Genomic DNA, 14804 nt, shown 5'->3' with positions numbered 1-14804 from the left:
ACTGGTATCGAAAGAAACGTCGGGATTCGACTACGGCACTTACTGCGAGGTTGCCTTCTGGTACTGGTCCGCGACTTCGTCCCAGTCGACGACCTCGAAGAAGCCCTCGATGAAGCTGCCGCGGTCCGGCCCGTAGTCGTAGTAGTAGGAGTGCTCCCAAACGTCACAGGCCAGAATCGGGTGGGAACCCCAGAGGGCACCCTGGTCGTGCTTGTCGACGGGAACGTTGCGTAGTTGGTCGGCGACTGGGTCGTAGACCAGCAGTGCCCAGCCACCGGCGGCACCCGCAGCGGCCTCGAACTCGCCCTTCCAGCCTTCGTAGGAACCGAAGTCTTCCTCGATGCGGTCGGCGAGTTCACCCGACGGCTCGCCGCCGCCGTTGGGGTCCATGTTGTCCCAGAACAGCGTGTGGAGATAGTGACCACAGCCGTTGTGGGTCACGTCACCCATAGCCGCGGCAGAGCCGCCGAAGTCACCGTTCTCACGGTTCTCGGCCAGCGTCTCCTCGGCACTTTCGAGGCCGTTCACGTAGCCTTGGTGGTGGGTGTCGTGGTGCCATTCGAGGACCTGTTCGCTGATGGACGGCTCAAGCGCGTCGTAGTCGTACGGAAGCGGTGGTAGTTCTGGATTCGAGTGCTCGGGCATAATTGAAACCTCCACTGTTTACGTCGGCCGGATACCTGTTAAAGGTTTAGAACGCGTATGGTATGCGGTATCATAGTATGATTTCGGTGTGAGCGTCAGTCGTCGCCGCGGGCGCGCTCGAACATCGCGATGGCCTGCTCGCGCCGTTCGCCGTGGTCGACGATGGGCGCGGGGTACTCCGGCGCGGTCCGGTCGCGCTGTGTCGGCGAGCACTCGTGCCACCCGTGGATGACCTCGGGGTCGACGCCGCGCAGTTCCGGGACGTACGACGTGATGTACTCCGCGTCGGGGTCGTAGCGTTCGCCCTGTGTCATCGGGTTGAACACGCGGAAGTACGGCTGTGCGTCCGTCCCCGTCGAGGCGGCCCACTGCCACCCGCCGTTGTCGTTTGCGGTGTCGTGGTCGACCAGTTTCTCGCGGAACCAGTCGTACCCGTGCCGCCAGTCCACGAGCAGGTCCTTCGTGAGGAAGGAGGCGACTATCATCCGCACCCGGTTGTGCATGTACGCCTCCGCGCGCAACTGCCGCATCCCGGCATCGACGATTGGATAGCCCGTCTCGCCGTCTTTCCACGCCTGCAACGCCGCCGGGTCGTCGTTCCACTCGACGGGGTTGTCGTAGCTCTTGTAGTTCGCAGTCACCACCTCGGGATTGAAAAAGAGGACCTGCGTGTAGAACTCCCGCCACGCGAGTTGGTCCTGAAACTCCTCGACGGACTCGGCGGCGTCCTCGTCGGGGGCGTCCGCCTTCGCGTTCTCGGTGGCCGCGTGGACCGTCCGAATCCCGATAGTCCCCCACTTGAGGTGGGGTGAGAGGCGGGACGTACAGCCGTCGGCCGGGTAGTCCCGTCGGTCGCCGTACTCGTAGATGGGCGACGCACAGAAGTCTGCCAGCAACTCGCGGGCGGCGTCGGGACTCGCTTCCGGAACGTCGGCCTCGGGCGCGTCGAAGCCCAACCCGTCCAGCGTCGGCAGCGGCGTGTCGTCGGTCACGGCCGCGAGTTCGTCGGCCGTCGGCGGGTCGGCCGGGTCGGGTTTCGGCCGGTCGTGCCACTTGCGGCCGAAGTAGGTGAACACGGAGTAGGGGTCGCCGTCGTTGGTGCGGATGGTGCCCGGTTCGTGGAAGACGGCGTCGTGGACGCTCTCGCGGGCCACGTCCGCGTCGTCGAGTGCCTGTCGGACCGCGGCGTCACGCTCGCGGGCGAGCCCCGAATAGTCCGCCGCCCACGTCACGCCGTCGGCGTCGTACTGGGCGGCCAGTTCCGGGATGACATCGCGGGGGTCGCCCTCCGCGACGAGTAGGTCGCTTCCGCGCTCGCGGTACCACTCACGGAGCGAGTCGAGCGCGTCGAGCATGAACGCCACGCGAGGCGGGCCAGCGTGGGCGAGTACGTCCCGGTCGAAGACGAAGACGGGGACGACACCCCCGCCCGCGTCGACGGCCGCGCGCAACGCACGATTGTCCGCCCCGCGCAGGTCACGGCGGTGCCAGTGTAGACGCATACTCGTTGCTAGGCTGGGACCCCCAAAACCCCACGGCACCGCTCCGGTGGCGGGCCGGCCCGCCGGCCATCGCCACACACGCCAGCGGATGTGGAAAAAAGCGGCCTAAAATTCGTCAATCTTTCGCAAACCCGGGCATCTGGAGAGAAACCATTGTAATGAGGGAAGAGATATAAATGGTCACCGGCCGTTTATTCAGACACAATGAGACGAACGAATAAAGCGACGAGGCTCTCGGACCTCGGCGGGTACAGCGGGCATGCTGGGCTCGTAACCGCCGTGTTGGTGACGCTCGCGGCCGCCACTTGGCTGGTCGCTACCACCGGCAACACGGTGGTCGCAGCAGCGTTCTACGCGCTCGCGCTCGCCGTGGCTACCCCGCTACTGGCCGACGAAATAAAGGCCCTCGTCGATTGGCTGTTCTAAGCGGCCGTATCTCCACTCGGGTCACTCGCCGTCGCTGTGCTTTTCGCCCACGACGTGTTCCGCATCGGCGTCGACCGAAAAGCACACCCGACAGAAGTCGGCACCGAGGGGCGTCAGGCAAATACTCCGGTAGACGATGCTCGCGCGGTTGGCTTCCTCTTCGGCTTCCGCGACGTCGGGTTGGGCTTCGAGTAGCTGATAGCGTTTGAGGTTGTCGAGCGGTTCGTCGGCGATACGGACGAGCCTGAGTCGTTCGAGGTTGTCGAGGTACACCGACGTTCGGTCCGGGTTCTGACACCCGGCCTCGATGCCGATCATCGACAGGCCTTCCGCGACGAGTTCCGACCCCATCACCAGCCCCTTGCTCCGCACGTCGACTGCCGGCTGTCTGCCCTCGGTCGCGAGTAGCCGGAGGATGCGGGCCTCGTCGCCGGAGACCTGCTTCAGAATGTGTGCGTACGCCGGGTGAATCTCTTCCTCGGCCTCCGTATCGGCGGACTGGTGCAGTAACTGACTGCCGCGTTCGCTCAACAGCCTCGCAGCCTCGTCCGGGTCCGCCGACGTGACGCTGCGTCGGCCAGCGATGCGGTCGGAGATGTCCTGCTCGATGTCGAATCCCAGTCGCTCCCCCTCTTCGATGGCGGCGTTCAGCGTCTCGTCCAGCAACGCGTCCGGGGAGTCGGCGTTCGTGGCGGTGCGCCACAACCGGCGGGCGGTGCGGGCCTGTGCTTGGACGGAGTACTCCGCGACCCGCCGCACCGCACCGAACACGAGGGGGGCACTGGACGCCACCTCTCGCATCCACGACGTGGAGATGTCGGGCAGGCTCTCGGCCAGTCCTTCGAGCGTCGAGCGTTGCCCGGGACCGCCCACCGCGTCCGGGTCAGTGGCTGTGGAGGGTGGGGCCGCGGGCGTGTCCGGGTCGGCCGCTGTGGCGGTAGGAGTCGCCAGCGTGTCCGGGTTCGTCGCGGGAGACGTGGGACTCGGCGGCGTCTCTGGGTTGGTCGCCGTGGACGCGGGGGTCGCCCGTGCAGTCCCGCCGTCACTGGATACCCAGTCGGGCATCGAATCCGTCGCGGCAGGGGGGTCCGCCCCGGCACTCGCAGTGTCCGCGTGGTGGTCGCTGTCGCCGTCATCGTACGCTGTCGTCTGGCGGATGTCGGACAGGTCGATGCCTTGCCGCTGGAGTTCGGCCTCCGCCTGTTCGACTTCGGCCTCGGCGATATCGAGCAGTTCCGTGAGGAGTTCGTCCGGCGACTGGGAGGTGGTCACGGCTTCCGCTATCCGGCGGGAGGCGCGCATCTGTGCCTGCATGGAGTAGTCCGAGACCTGCCACGTCGATTCGGCGACGACGCGGGCGATTCTGGGCACGTCGCTCGCGCCCGCGCCCGACTGTCCGGGGAGAAACAGTGCCGTCACGCTCTCCCCGAAGTCGCCCGGGACGAACAGGTCCGCCACGTCCTCCCCCAGTTGCCCGATGCCGAAGGGGTCGACCACGCCACCATCCGTCGGTGTCGGGGCGATGTCTGTGGGACTATCCCGGGCACCGGCGATAACCGACCGCATCCGTTCTACTTCGGGGACGGTGAGTTCGCCCCCACTGTCGCCGTTCCTGCTGGCGTTCGAGTTGAGAACCGGACTGGTGATTTCAGCCTCCGATGGGTCCGTGCCGCTCTCGGCGTGGTTCGTTCCGCCTGTCACGGATTCGGTCAGTTCACTGCCTACTCCCACTACGTTTCGCACCCACTCGATTGGCCCGCCACCGGCTGTCGCGTCCACACCGCTCGGCCCGGCGTCGCTCCCGACTGCTTTCAGCATCCAGCCGACCGGCCCGTCGCCGCTGTCCGTCACGCTCTCGTCGCTCGGGCCGTCCGTAGCCACCTCGCCGGCCAGTCCACCGTCGCTGTCCGTAACGGTCGCCTCACTCGGTCCACTGTCCGTGACGAGTCCGCTCCGCGGCCCGTCGTCCGTCTCCGCTCCTGCCTGCGGCCATTCGAACGGTCCGTCATCGCCGTCTATCGCGTCCGCCTCGCTCGGTCCACTGTCGCTGTCTGGTGCGTCCGCGTCGGACGGTTCGTTGTCTGTCTCCGCCGCGCCCCGTTCCCATTGGAATGGATCGTTGTCAGTCATAGTGCGGTTATCAGCAGCAACTGGAGCCAGCCAGCGATGAATCCGAGTACAGCCCCGATGAGGATGAGCAACCACTCGTCCTCCTCGAAGGCGGTGTGGAGCATCTCCGCGTACTCGGCTTCGTTGAGCACCTTCATTCGGTCGTACAACATCTCTCGAATCGCGTCGCTCCGAGCCTCACTGAATTCGGGGTCGTGCAACGCCTCCATCGCGAACCCGACACCCTCGTCCGCGGCCGTCTTGCGCAAGTTCTGGTAACTCTCGGTGCCACCCGCGGCGCGGATGACCGGTGCCATCGCCCCCATCACGTCGTCGACGACCGGACGCATGGCCCGTTGAATCATCAGCCGAGTCCGGTCCGCCTGCCGGCCGTGCATGACGTTCTTGCCGACGTTGACCATCGTGATGATGTCCTCGGCAATAATCGAGGCGTACGTTTCCGACACTTCGTCCTGTCGCTTCATGAACAGCCCCTGAATGCGGAAGGGGCCGACTTTGTGTTCGTACAGCGGGTTGAAGATGACTTTGAGGGCAATCCAGTTGGTGGTGTAGCCCACGAAGACGCCAGCCACCGGGAGGACCCACCACGCGTCGATGTAGACGAACAGCGGTATCGTCAGCATCCCGAGCGGCGTCCCGATCATGAACCCCGAGTTGACGATGAACTTCAGTTCCCGGTCGCCACATTCGAGGAAAATCCGGTTGACGAGTTCCGGGTTCTCCCGAATGTGTTCGACGACCATCAGCTTCACGTCGAGCATGTCCGTGATGTTCTCGCCGAGTTCGTCGGTCACCGATTCGATGACGAACGGAATCTGTTGCTGCACCCGGTCGAGGATGTTCTCTCGGACCTGTTGTGGGGCAGCGGCCCACAGCGCGGGATACTCGGCTCGGATGGCCGCTTCGGTTATCTCCCGGATTTCACCGTTGGCCGTAGCGATAACGTGCTGTGCGAGTTTGTCGCGGCCGAACTCCTCGTAGAACTCGCGCTCGCTGCCGAGTTTCGCGATGCCCTTGTCGACGGCGATGCTCCCCATCTTCGCCGCCCGCGAAGGAATGATACCCTGCCAGCCCACCTTGCCGCGGAGGACGCCGGGAATCTGCTGGATTTTCTTCGGGAGGAACCGCGAGAGGTTCTTGAGGCCGGGAACCCGGACGCCGTAGAACGACATCGGGTAGAACAGCATCTTGATGCCGACCCAGTTGGTGATGTACCCGATGATACCCGAGATGAGGGGTATCATCGCCAGACTCCAGTCGATGCCGGAGAGCAGGCTGGTGACCTCGCTGGCGGACGCGAGGGTGAACTGGAGACCGAAACCGGATAGCTGTGCCATCATTGGGTCAGTGCGAGTCGAAGTGCCCAGAACCCAGTAGCTGAACCGGTGGTCGTTCCACGCCGCTCGCTGACTCGTCTCTTACTGTGTGGTACCCCACCACTCCAACACCCATCACGATAAACCATCATATACCACTGCGGTATTAATATATCGCCTAGTATAGCCGCCACTTTAATCATATGCACCGCTCGGTGCCGAGCACCGGGTCGTCGCCGGCGAGATTTGGCTCCGTGTCCAGACAGCAACGGGTGGCTCTTCAGCGGTTCGGTCCGCCCCGCACCCTTATGCCGGTGCCCCGCCCAGCGAGGGGCATGCAGGACCAGTTCGACCTCTCGGACCGCGTCGCAGTCGTCACCGGCGGGAGCAGGGGAATCGGACGCGCTATCGCCGAAGGAATGGCGGCGGCCGGTGCGTCCGTCGTCCCCGCGTCGCGCACTACCGCGGACGTAGAGCGCGTCGTCGAGTCCATCCGCGAGGACGGCGGGGAAGCACACGCCGCCACCGTCGACGTGGCGGACGCGGAGAGCGTCGAGTCGCTCATCGCGGCGGCCGAGGACGCGTTCGGCGGCGTCGACGTGGTGGTCAACAACGCTGGCGTCAATCCCGACGGGGCACTCGGGAAACCGGAGGATGTGGACCTCGACGGCCTCGATTTGACCGTCGACGTGAACCTCCGTGGTGCGTTCGCCTGCGCGCAGGCGGCCGCCGAGTCGCTCCAGGAGAGCGACGGGGGAACCGTCGTCAACGTCGCCAGCGTGGGCGGCCTCGTCGGTCTCCCGCGCCAGCACCCGTACGTGGCGACGAAACACGGGTTGGTCGGCATCACGAAGAGCATGGCACTGGACTGGGCACCGGACGTGCGGGTCAACGCCGTGGCACCGGGGTACGTCGCCACGGAGTTCATCGAAGGCGCGCTGGAGAACGACTCCATCAAACAGTCGCTGCTCGACCGGACGCCGCTCGAACGGTTCGCGGACCCGGAAGAAATCGCCGGACCGGCCGTCTTCCTCGCCAGCGACGCCGCCTCCTACGTCACTGGGTCGGTCCTCGCCGTGGACGGCGGCTGGACCGCGAAGTGAGATTTTTACAACGTTAGGCTGGATGATACCCTGACGTTCCAGTGGTAGCAGCATGGGTAACCTATATGAAGCGGTGTCCCGACGTGTGTCGTAGTATGTCAGACGATGCCGTACTGCTCGACATCGAGGACGGAACAGCAACGGTCACGCTGAACAAACCGGACGTGCGGAACGCACTGACGGGCGACATCGCCGACGGACTCGTGGACGCACTCGACGGTATCGAGGACACGGACGCTCGCTGTGTCGTGATTCAGGGCTCCGGCGGCGCGTTCTGTGCGGGCGGAGACATCAACAAGATGCTCGAAGGCCTACAGGAGGACGTTCCGCCGCACGAGAAGGTCGAGTCGGTCATGGGCACCTCCGAGGCGGTCCGGGCCGTCTACGAGTGTCCGCTCCCAGTGGTGGCGAAAATAGACGGGGCGGCCTTCGGTGCGGGGGCGAACCTCGCCATCGCCTGTGACACGCAGGTCGCGAGTGCGTCCTCCCGAATCAGTTTCGGGTTCCGACAGGTCGGCTTGACCGTCGACACCGGCACGTCCTATTTCCTCCCGCGCATCGTCGGCGAGAACAAGGCGAAAGAACTCGTGCTCACCGGCGAGATGCTCGACGCCGAGGCGGCGGGTGAACTCGGCCTGTTCACCAAGGTGTACGACGACGACGAGTTCGAGGCACGGGCCGAGGAGTACGTCGACACCATCGCGACCGGGCCGACGGTGGCACTGAAAGCCTCGAAGCGACTCATCAGGCAGGGACTGGAGAGTTCGCTCGACCAAGCGATGACCAACGAGGCGGCGGCACAGGGGCCGGTGTTCGCGACACGCGACCACGAGGAGGGTGCGACAGCGTTCATGGAGAGCCGCGACCCCGAGTTCGAGGGCCACTAACCACGCTGACCGATACCAGCCGAATCGGGACAGTTAGCCGACAGAAACGGAGAAACCGTTTCAAACGGCACCCATATTTATTAGGCCCCTTTCCGTTGTGGTGAGGTGTATCATGGTTAACGATGGTAAACAGGCCGCAGATAGTGAGGGATACAGTGACGGTGCGTCAGATACTGTCACGCGCGGTATCGTGGACCGGCGACGGTTCCTACAGGCGGCGGGGACGAGTGCGGCGGCCCTCGGGCTAGCGGGCTGTCTCAACCAAGGCGACGGTGGTGGCGGCGACGGCGACGGTGGTGGCGACGGTGGCAGCGACGGTGGTGGCATCGGTGACACCGTCAAAATCGGCGTGCTCGCACCCAATCCGTCGGACAACCCCATCGGCGCGTCGATAGCCAACGGGGCGCGGTTGGCCGCACAACACATCAACGACGACGGGGGCATCGGCGACGCGGAAGTCGAGGTGGTCGTCGAGAACACCGAGGAGTCGCCACAGACCGGCCGGAACCGGTACCAGACGCTGGCACTCGAAGAGCAAGTCGACGCGACGACTGGCGTCTTCACCAGCGAAGTGTTGCTCGCGATAATGGACGACATCGCCAACCAGCAAATCCCCCACATGACCGCCGGGGCGGCGACGCCGGAGGCCAGCGCGCTGGTCAACGAGAGCTACGACCAGTACAAGTACCACTTCCGGACCGGTCCCATCAACGCCCACCACCTCGGCGAGAATCTCGTCGACTTCATGGACGCGAAAAACGACGACATCGGTTGGGAGTCCGTGGCCGTACTGGTCGAGGACTACGCGTGGACGGAACCGGTTTCGGACGTCCTCAACGAGCAACTCGGAGACACCGGCATCGACATCGCGATGAGTCGCCGGTACGCTTCGGGGACGGAGGACTTCAGCCCGATTTACGACGAAGTCGAGAGTTCCGGGGCGGACGCGGCGTTCATCGCGATGGCACACACCGGGACGCCCGCCGTCGTCCAGTGGGCACAACAGCAGCGACCCTTCGAGTTCGGCGGCATCCACGTCCCGATGCAGTTGCCGTCCTACTACGAGGCGACCGGCGGGGCCTGCCGGTTCGGCGTCACCCAGAACTCGGCGACGCCGACAGCCGAGGTGACGGAGAACACGGTTCCGTTCGCCAACGCCTTCGAAGAGGAGTTCGACCAGTTCCCGGTCTACACGGGCTACATCACCTACGACGCGGTCAACCAGTACGCGAACGTCGTCGCCGCACAGGAGTCGAAGGCGGCCGACGACGTGGTGTCCGGACTGGAGGGCAGTTCCTACACCGGCACCGCTGGGACCATCGAATACTACGGTCCCGACCACGAGTTCGCTCACGACGTGAAATACGAGGAGGGACTCGTCTGGCCGGTCTTCCAGCAGTGGCAGGAGGGCGAGGACGGCAGCGGGAGTCAGGAGGTCATCTATCCCGACGACCTGGCGACGGCCGACTACCAAGCACCGCCGTGGGTCTAACGTAGTCTCTCTCCACCTCATCTATGGTAGACATACTACAGATTGCCATCCAGTCGGTAATGCGGAGCGCGCTCTACGCGCTCGTCGCACTCGGCTTCACGCTCATCTTCGGGGTCGGTGGCGTGCTGAACCTCGCCCACGGAGCGAGCATCGCTATCGGTGCCTACAGCGCGTGGTTCGCCATCTCCGTCCTCGGGTTAGGGCTGCCGGGCGGGTTCGCGGCGGCGTTGGTCGTCCCCGCGCTGTTCGGCGGCGTCATGTACCTCGGGATGATACAGCGGTTCGAGCACGAGCCGATAATGGTGATGATACTCACGCTGGTGGTGTCGGTGGCCGTCGAGACGCTGTTTCTCAACACCGCTGGCGCGCAGTCGAAGGCGATACCGAACCTCGTCAGCGGCAACACCATCATCCAAGGGACGCGCGTGAACAACAACGCTATCGCGGTGTTCGTGCTGTCGTGGGCCATCATCATCGGCCTGTTCCTGTTCATCAACCGGACGAGACAGGGGAAGGCCATCATGGCGACGAGCATGTCCGACAAGGGTGCTGCCCTCGTCGGCATCGACAGCGGGCGCATCAACCTCGGAACGTGGGTCATCGCCGGCGGTTTGGCCGGCGTCGCTGGCCTGTTCCTCGGGTCGCAACTGACTGCGACGCCCATCATGGGCCGCAACCCGCTCGTGCTGTCGTTCTCAATCGTGGTGCTGGGCGGCATCGGCTCCATCAAAGGGAGCGTCGTCGGCGCGTACCTCATCGGAACGCTCGAAGTGACGGTGTTGAGCGTCGTCGACCCGCAGTTACAGGGGTTGATGCCGTTGGTCGTACTGATAGTGGTGCTACTGGTGAAACCCGAAGGCCTCTTCGGCCGGGAGCTGGCGGAGTGATAGCATGAGTGACGATACATCCACATCCGACGACACCCTGCGTTCCCTGTTGAACCCGCGGAACATGGCACTGCGGCACAAACTCGGTATCGTCGGACTGCTCGGTCTGGCAGTCCTCCCGACGGTGTTGAGCCCCATCAACGCGTTCGTGATGGTGAGCGCGTTCTACTTCGCGATATTCACCATGTCTTGGGACGTGGTCTCGGGTTACACGGGACAGATTAGCTTCGGTCACGGCGTGTTCTTCGCCGTGGGCGGCTACACGTCTGCACTGTTGAACATGGGGCACGGCCTCGACCCCGTGCTGTCGATTCCCCTCGGCGTCGTCCTCGCGGCCATCGCCGGCGTCATCATCGGCGTCCCCGCGCTCAGACTGCGGGGACCGTACCTGTCGCTGGTGACGCTGGTCGCGCCGCTGATACTGACCCAGATATTCATCGTCCGGAGCGACATCTTCGGCGGTGAACTCGGCCTCGGCAATCCCGACAACTTCCTCGGGTTCGGCCTCGGGGACGCCTACGCGGTGTACTACATCGCGTTCGTCCTGTTCGCGGTCATCCTCTTCGGCCTGCTGGCCCTCACCCGGTCGGACGCCGGAGCGGTGTTCACGGCCATCCGCGAGGACGAGGACGCCGTCTCTGCCGCGGGACTCAACCCCGCGAAGTTCAAGATTATGGCGTTCGTCCTCAGCGCGGCCGTGGGCGGCCTCGGCGGTGCCATGTTCGTCCACACGCCGCGGGCCTCCGTCAGCCCGGACGTGCTGATGTCCATCATCATCAACGTCGAGGTCATCATCGCCGCCATCCTCGGCGGGATGGGGACCATCGTCGGGGCGGCAATCGGCGGCCTGCTGTTGAGTCTGCTCGCAGAGCAACTCATCGGCCTCGATGTCGTCATTCCGGTATTGAACACGCCGGTGTCGGAAATCAACTTCCTCGTGTTCGCGCTCATCACGCTGGCGTTGCTGTTCATCCTCCCCGGCGGCATCGTCCGCTGGGCGGTGGGCATCGGCGGCAGAGTGGTCGAGCGAACGACGGGGAAGGAGGTAGCGGCCGACGGCGGGACGACGCCGCTGGTGCAGGTCTACGAGAACTACACCGAGCAACTACGCGAGCTAACCGGGAGGAACGACGATGAGCGCTGAGACAGACACAGCCGACGACGCGGCGACGGACAGGGCGTTCGGCCCCGAGGACGGCGTCCTCGTGCTGGACGAAGTGACGAAGCGGTTCGGCGGCCTGACGGCCGTGCAGGACCTCTCGTTCGCCGTCGAGGAGAACGAGATACTCGGGTTCATCGGCCCGAACGGCGCGGGCAAGTCCACGACGTTCAACTGCGTCACCGGCCGGTTCCCCCCGACAGAGGGGACGATTTACTACCGCGGCGAGGACGTCACCGGGACGGCCTCCCACGCGATGGTCAAGAAGGGGCTGGCCCGGACGTTCCAGGAGTTCCGTCCGTTGGAGGACCGGACCGTCGTCAAGAACGTCGCGCTCGCGCTGACGCCCGACAAGTTGTTCTCGATGCAGGGGCTGCGCGGCGAGACGAAACGCCGGGCGATACAGATTTGCGAGCGGGTCGGTCTCGGCGACCGGACCGAGATGATGCCCGACGAACTGCCTCACGCAGGGTTGCTCCGTCTGGAACTCGGTCGGGCACTCGCCTCGGACCCCGACCTGCTGCTGGTCGACGAGCCGTTCGCCGGGTTGTCCGGCCCGGAAGTCGAGAGCGTCTCCGACCTGTTGCTCGAACTCCGCGAGGAGGGGCTGACGCTGGTCGTCGTCGACCACAACATGCGGGGCCTACTCGAACTCATCGACCGCGCCATCGTCATCAACTTCGGGTCGCTGCTGGCGGAGGGCACGCCCGAGGAGATAAAGAACAACCCCGACGTGCAGGAGGCGTACCTCGGGGGTGACGAGATATGAGTTCGGACGCGGACACGGCGGCAGTCACGGAGACGGGACGCGAGAGTGTCGTCACCGTCTCGGACTTGCAAGTGTCCTACGGGAAGGTACAGGCACTCCGTGGCGTCGACCTCACCGTGACCGAGGGCGAGATTATCTCGGTCATCGGCCCGAACGGTGCGGGCAAGTCGACGCTCGCGAACACCATCTCGGGGTTCAAGGAGTACGACGGGTCCGTCGAGTTCCGCGGGGCGGAAGTCGCGGGACAGAACCCGGACGACTTGGTGAGTCAGGGCCTCATCCACTGCACCGAGTCCCGGGACCTGTTCGGATTCATGGACGTGGCGGACAACCTCGAATTGGGGGCCTACCGTCGGGGCGACGTGGCCGAACGCAAGGCGTTCGTCTACGACCTGTTCCCGACGCTCGAAGAGCGCAAGAGCCAGCACGCCAACACGATGAGCGGCGGCGAACAGCAGATGCTCGCCATCGGGCGCGCGCTGATGGGTGACCCCGACCTGCTGGTACTGGACGAACCGACGCTCGGCCTCGCGCCGGTCATCCTGCAGGACATCAGCGAGGGCATCGACCAGATACAGGAGGCCGGCGTGACCGTCCTGCTCTGTGAGCAGAACGTCACCTTCGCGATGAACCACGCCGACCGAATTCACCTGCTGGAGAACGGTGAAATCGTCCGGGAGGGACCGCCCGAGGAACTCAGAGACGACGACTACATCCGGGAGTCGTACCTCGGCGGATAGCTTCCGACGTAAGACATTTTTGCCTGAAAGTGACCAGCGTTAGCATTCTCGACCATTCTAGAAAACACTGGTCGCATTTGGGGGAACTATTTTAGTGGGGTGTGCCCTGCGTTGTGATGATGACGAATCTCGTGACAGGTGTGGCGGAGGCAGTCGAGCGATATCCCGAACAGACGGCCATCTCGTTCCGGGGGCAGGAGATATCTTACGAGGGGTTGTGGCACCGGACCGGGCAGTTGGCTCAGGCGTTTGCCGACGCGGGCGTCGAACCGGGCGACCGGGTCGGCGTCTACCTCCCGAACCTTCCACAGTTCGTCCTCTCGTACTACGGCGTCCTGCGGGCCGGGGGCGTCGTCGTCCCGATGAATCCCCAGTACAAGACACGGGAAATCGGACACATGCTCAGCGACAGCGAGGCCACGGCCGTCGTCGCACTCGCGGACCTCCTGCCCTTCGTCCGTGAGGTACAGGACGACACCGGGGTCGAGACCGTCGTGGCCGTCGGCGGCGACGCCGAGGGAGCCACCGAGTTCGACGAGTTCCTCGCCGCGGACACCCTCGATACGGTCGACCGTGCTGACGACGACGTGGCCGCCCAGCCGTACACCTCCGGGACCACGGGCACCCCGAAGGGCGTCCTCCTGACCCACGAGAACCTCGGCTGGATGACCCGCCACGCCGGCGACGTGATGGAGGAGGACTACGGCCCCGGCGACAAACTGCTCGGCGTCCTCCCGCTGTTCCACATCTACGGCATGACCGTCGTGATGAACGCCGGCCTGTACAACGGTGCGACCTACTACCCCCTGCCCGAGTGGGACGCCGAGACGGCCCTCTCGCTCATCGAGGACGAGGGGCTGACCATCATGCACGGCGTCCCCGCGATGTACAACGACGTCATCAACCAACCGGACGCCGCCGACTACGACCTCTCCAGCCTCCGGTTCGTCAACTCCGGCGGGGCCTCCATCCCCATCGAGGTCATCGACCGCTTCGAGGACATCTACGGCATCCAACTCAACGAGGGGTACGGCCTGACCGAGACCAGCCCCATCACCCACGCCAACCGCCCCGGTGCCCGCCGGAAGGGGTCCATCGGCAAGCCGATTCCCGGGGTGGACGCCAAAATCGTCGACCACGACTTCGAGGAGATGCCCCGCGTCGAGGAAGGCCCCGTCGACGAAGACGAAGTTGACTTGGACGACGTGGTCGGCGAAGTCGTCGTCTCCGGCCCGAACGTGATGCAGGGCTATCACGGCCGCCCCGAGGCCAACGAGCAGGCGTTCACCGAGGCCGAGGGCAAGACGTGGTTCCACACCGAGGACCTCGGGTACTGGGACGAGGACAACTTCTTCTACGTCGTCGACCGCGAGAAACACATGATAGTCACGGGCGGGTACAACGTCTACCCCCGGGAAGTCGAGGAGTTGCTCTTCGAACACCCGGACGTGGCCGACGCCGCCGTCGTCGGCATCCCCGACGAACGCCGCGGCGAGACGGTCAAAGCGTTTATCGTCCCCACGAGTGCCGCGAGTGGGGGCTCGTCGGACGAGGGAGGCGAGTCCGACGGCGTGCCGACGCCGGATGCAGAGGCCACCCCCGAGGACATCACGCAGTACTGTCTGGAGCACCTCGCGGAGTACAAACACCCCCGGGAAGTGGAGTTCGTCGAGGAACTGCCCCGGACGACGACGGGGAAGGTCCAGAAGTTCGAGTTGCGCGAGGGCGAGCAAGCGGAGTAATCCCCT

The 14804-nt window shown here is 64.8% G+C and carries 13 protein-coding genes; 9 read left to right on the top strand and 4 right to left on the bottom strand.

Annotated features, from left to right (window positions below; all coding sequences use genetic code 11):
• Positions 1 to 39: 39 nt before the first annotated feature.
• Positions 40 to 645 carry a superoxide dismutase [Mn] gene (gene sod / locus MUG95_RS14175; protein ID WP_247008872.1) on the bottom strand — a complete coding sequence of 202 codons (606 nt, stop codon included), beginning with the start codon at positions 643 to 645 and terminating at the stop codon, positions 40 to 42.
• A 95-nt stretch (positions 646 to 740) separates the two neighbouring features.
• Entirely contained in the window at positions 741 to 2147 is a 1407-nt protein-coding gene (locus MUG95_RS14170; RefSeq protein ID WP_247008871.1) for a cryptochrome/photolyase family protein, read from the bottom strand.
• A gap of 204 nt (positions 2148 to 2351) precedes the next feature.
• Here MUG95_RS14170 and MUG95_RS14165 point away from each other — a divergent pair, with 204 nt between their 5' ends.
• Positions 2352 to 2573, top strand: a complete 222-nt coding sequence (locus MUG95_RS14165) for a hypothetical protein (RefSeq protein ID WP_247008870.1) — start codon at positions 2352 to 2354, stop codon at positions 2571 to 2573.
• Between the two features lie 21 nt (positions 2574 to 2594).
• Here MUG95_RS14165 and MUG95_RS14160 read toward each other — a convergent pair whose 3' ends face one another.
• On the bottom strand, positions 2595 to 4703 hold the full coding sequence (locus MUG95_RS14160; protein ID WP_247008869.1) for an Abi-alpha family protein: 2109 nt from the start codon (positions 4701 to 4703) through the stop codon (positions 2595 to 2597).
• Complete coding sequence (locus MUG95_RS14155; RefSeq protein ID WP_247008868.1) at positions 4700 to 6043, bottom strand: DUF445 domain-containing protein; 1344 nt, start codon at positions 6041 to 6043, stop codon at positions 4700 to 4702. Before MUG95_RS14155 ends, MUG95_RS14160 begins: the two co-directional genes overlap by 4 nt.
• A gap of 311 nt (positions 6044 to 6354) precedes the next feature.
• On the opposite strand from MUG95_RS14155, the gene MUG95_RS14150 reads away from it, so the two are divergent.
• The 8 genes from MUG95_RS14150 (at position 6355) to MUG95_RS14115 (ending at position 14798) form a co-directional block, all read left to right on the top strand.
• Positions 6355 to 7122 carry an SDR family NAD(P)-dependent oxidoreductase gene (locus MUG95_RS14150; protein ID WP_247008867.1) on the top strand — a complete coding sequence of 256 codons (768 nt, stop codon included), beginning with the start codon at positions 6355 to 6357 and terminating at the stop codon, positions 7120 to 7122.
• A 95-nt stretch (positions 7123 to 7217) separates the two neighbouring features.
• The gene (locus MUG95_RS14145) at positions 7218 to 8009 is read left to right on the top strand and encodes an enoyl-CoA hydratase/isomerase family protein (protein WP_247008866.1); all 792 of its coding nucleotides are present in this window, start codon (positions 7218 to 7220) and stop codon (positions 8007 to 8009) included.
• Between the two features lie 112 nt (positions 8010 to 8121).
• A complete protein-coding gene (locus MUG95_RS14140) occupies positions 8122 to 9501 on the top strand; it encodes an ABC transporter substrate-binding protein (protein WP_247008865.1) in 1380 nt (459 codons plus the stop codon).
• A 23-nt stretch (positions 9502 to 9524) separates the two neighbouring features.
• Positions 9525 to 10388 carry a branched-chain amino acid ABC transporter permease gene (locus MUG95_RS14135; RefSeq protein ID WP_247008864.1) on the top strand — a complete coding sequence of 288 codons (864 nt, stop codon included), beginning with the start codon at positions 9525 to 9527 and terminating at the stop codon, positions 10386 to 10388.
• Positions 10389 to 10392: 4 nt separating this feature from the next.
• Complete coding sequence (locus MUG95_RS14130) at positions 10393 to 11532, top strand: branched-chain amino acid ABC transporter permease (RefSeq protein WP_247008863.1); 1140 nt, start codon at positions 10393 to 10395, stop codon at positions 11530 to 11532.
• Positions 11522 to 12316: an ABC transporter ATP-binding protein gene (locus MUG95_RS14125; RefSeq protein ID WP_247008862.1), complete on the top strand. Its 795-nt coding sequence runs from the start codon at positions 11522 to 11524 to the stop codon at positions 12314 to 12316. Before MUG95_RS14130 ends, MUG95_RS14125 begins: the two co-directional genes overlap by 11 nt.
• Positions 12313 to 13056 (top strand): ABC transporter ATP-binding protein, encoded by a 744-nt coding sequence (locus MUG95_RS14120; protein WP_247008861.1) that lies wholly within the window; start codon positions 12313 to 12315, stop codon positions 13054 to 13056. The genes MUG95_RS14125 and MUG95_RS14120 overlap by 4 nt, the downstream gene beginning before the upstream one ends.
• Before the next feature lie 119 nt (positions 13057 to 13175).
• Positions 13176 to 14798, top strand: a complete 1623-nt coding sequence (locus tag MUG95_RS14115) for a long-chain-fatty-acid--CoA ligase (protein ID WP_247008860.1) — start codon at positions 13176 to 13178, stop codon at positions 14796 to 14798.
• The last annotated feature ends 6 nt before the right edge of the window (positions 14799 to 14804 follow it).

It is taken from the genome of Halorientalis litorea (assembly GCF_023028225.1).
GTDB classification, from domain to species: Archaea; Halobacteriota; Halobacteria; order Halobacteriales; family Haloarculaceae; genus Halorientalis; species Halorientalis litorea.
This window is presented reverse-complemented; position numbering and strand designations above follow the sequence as displayed.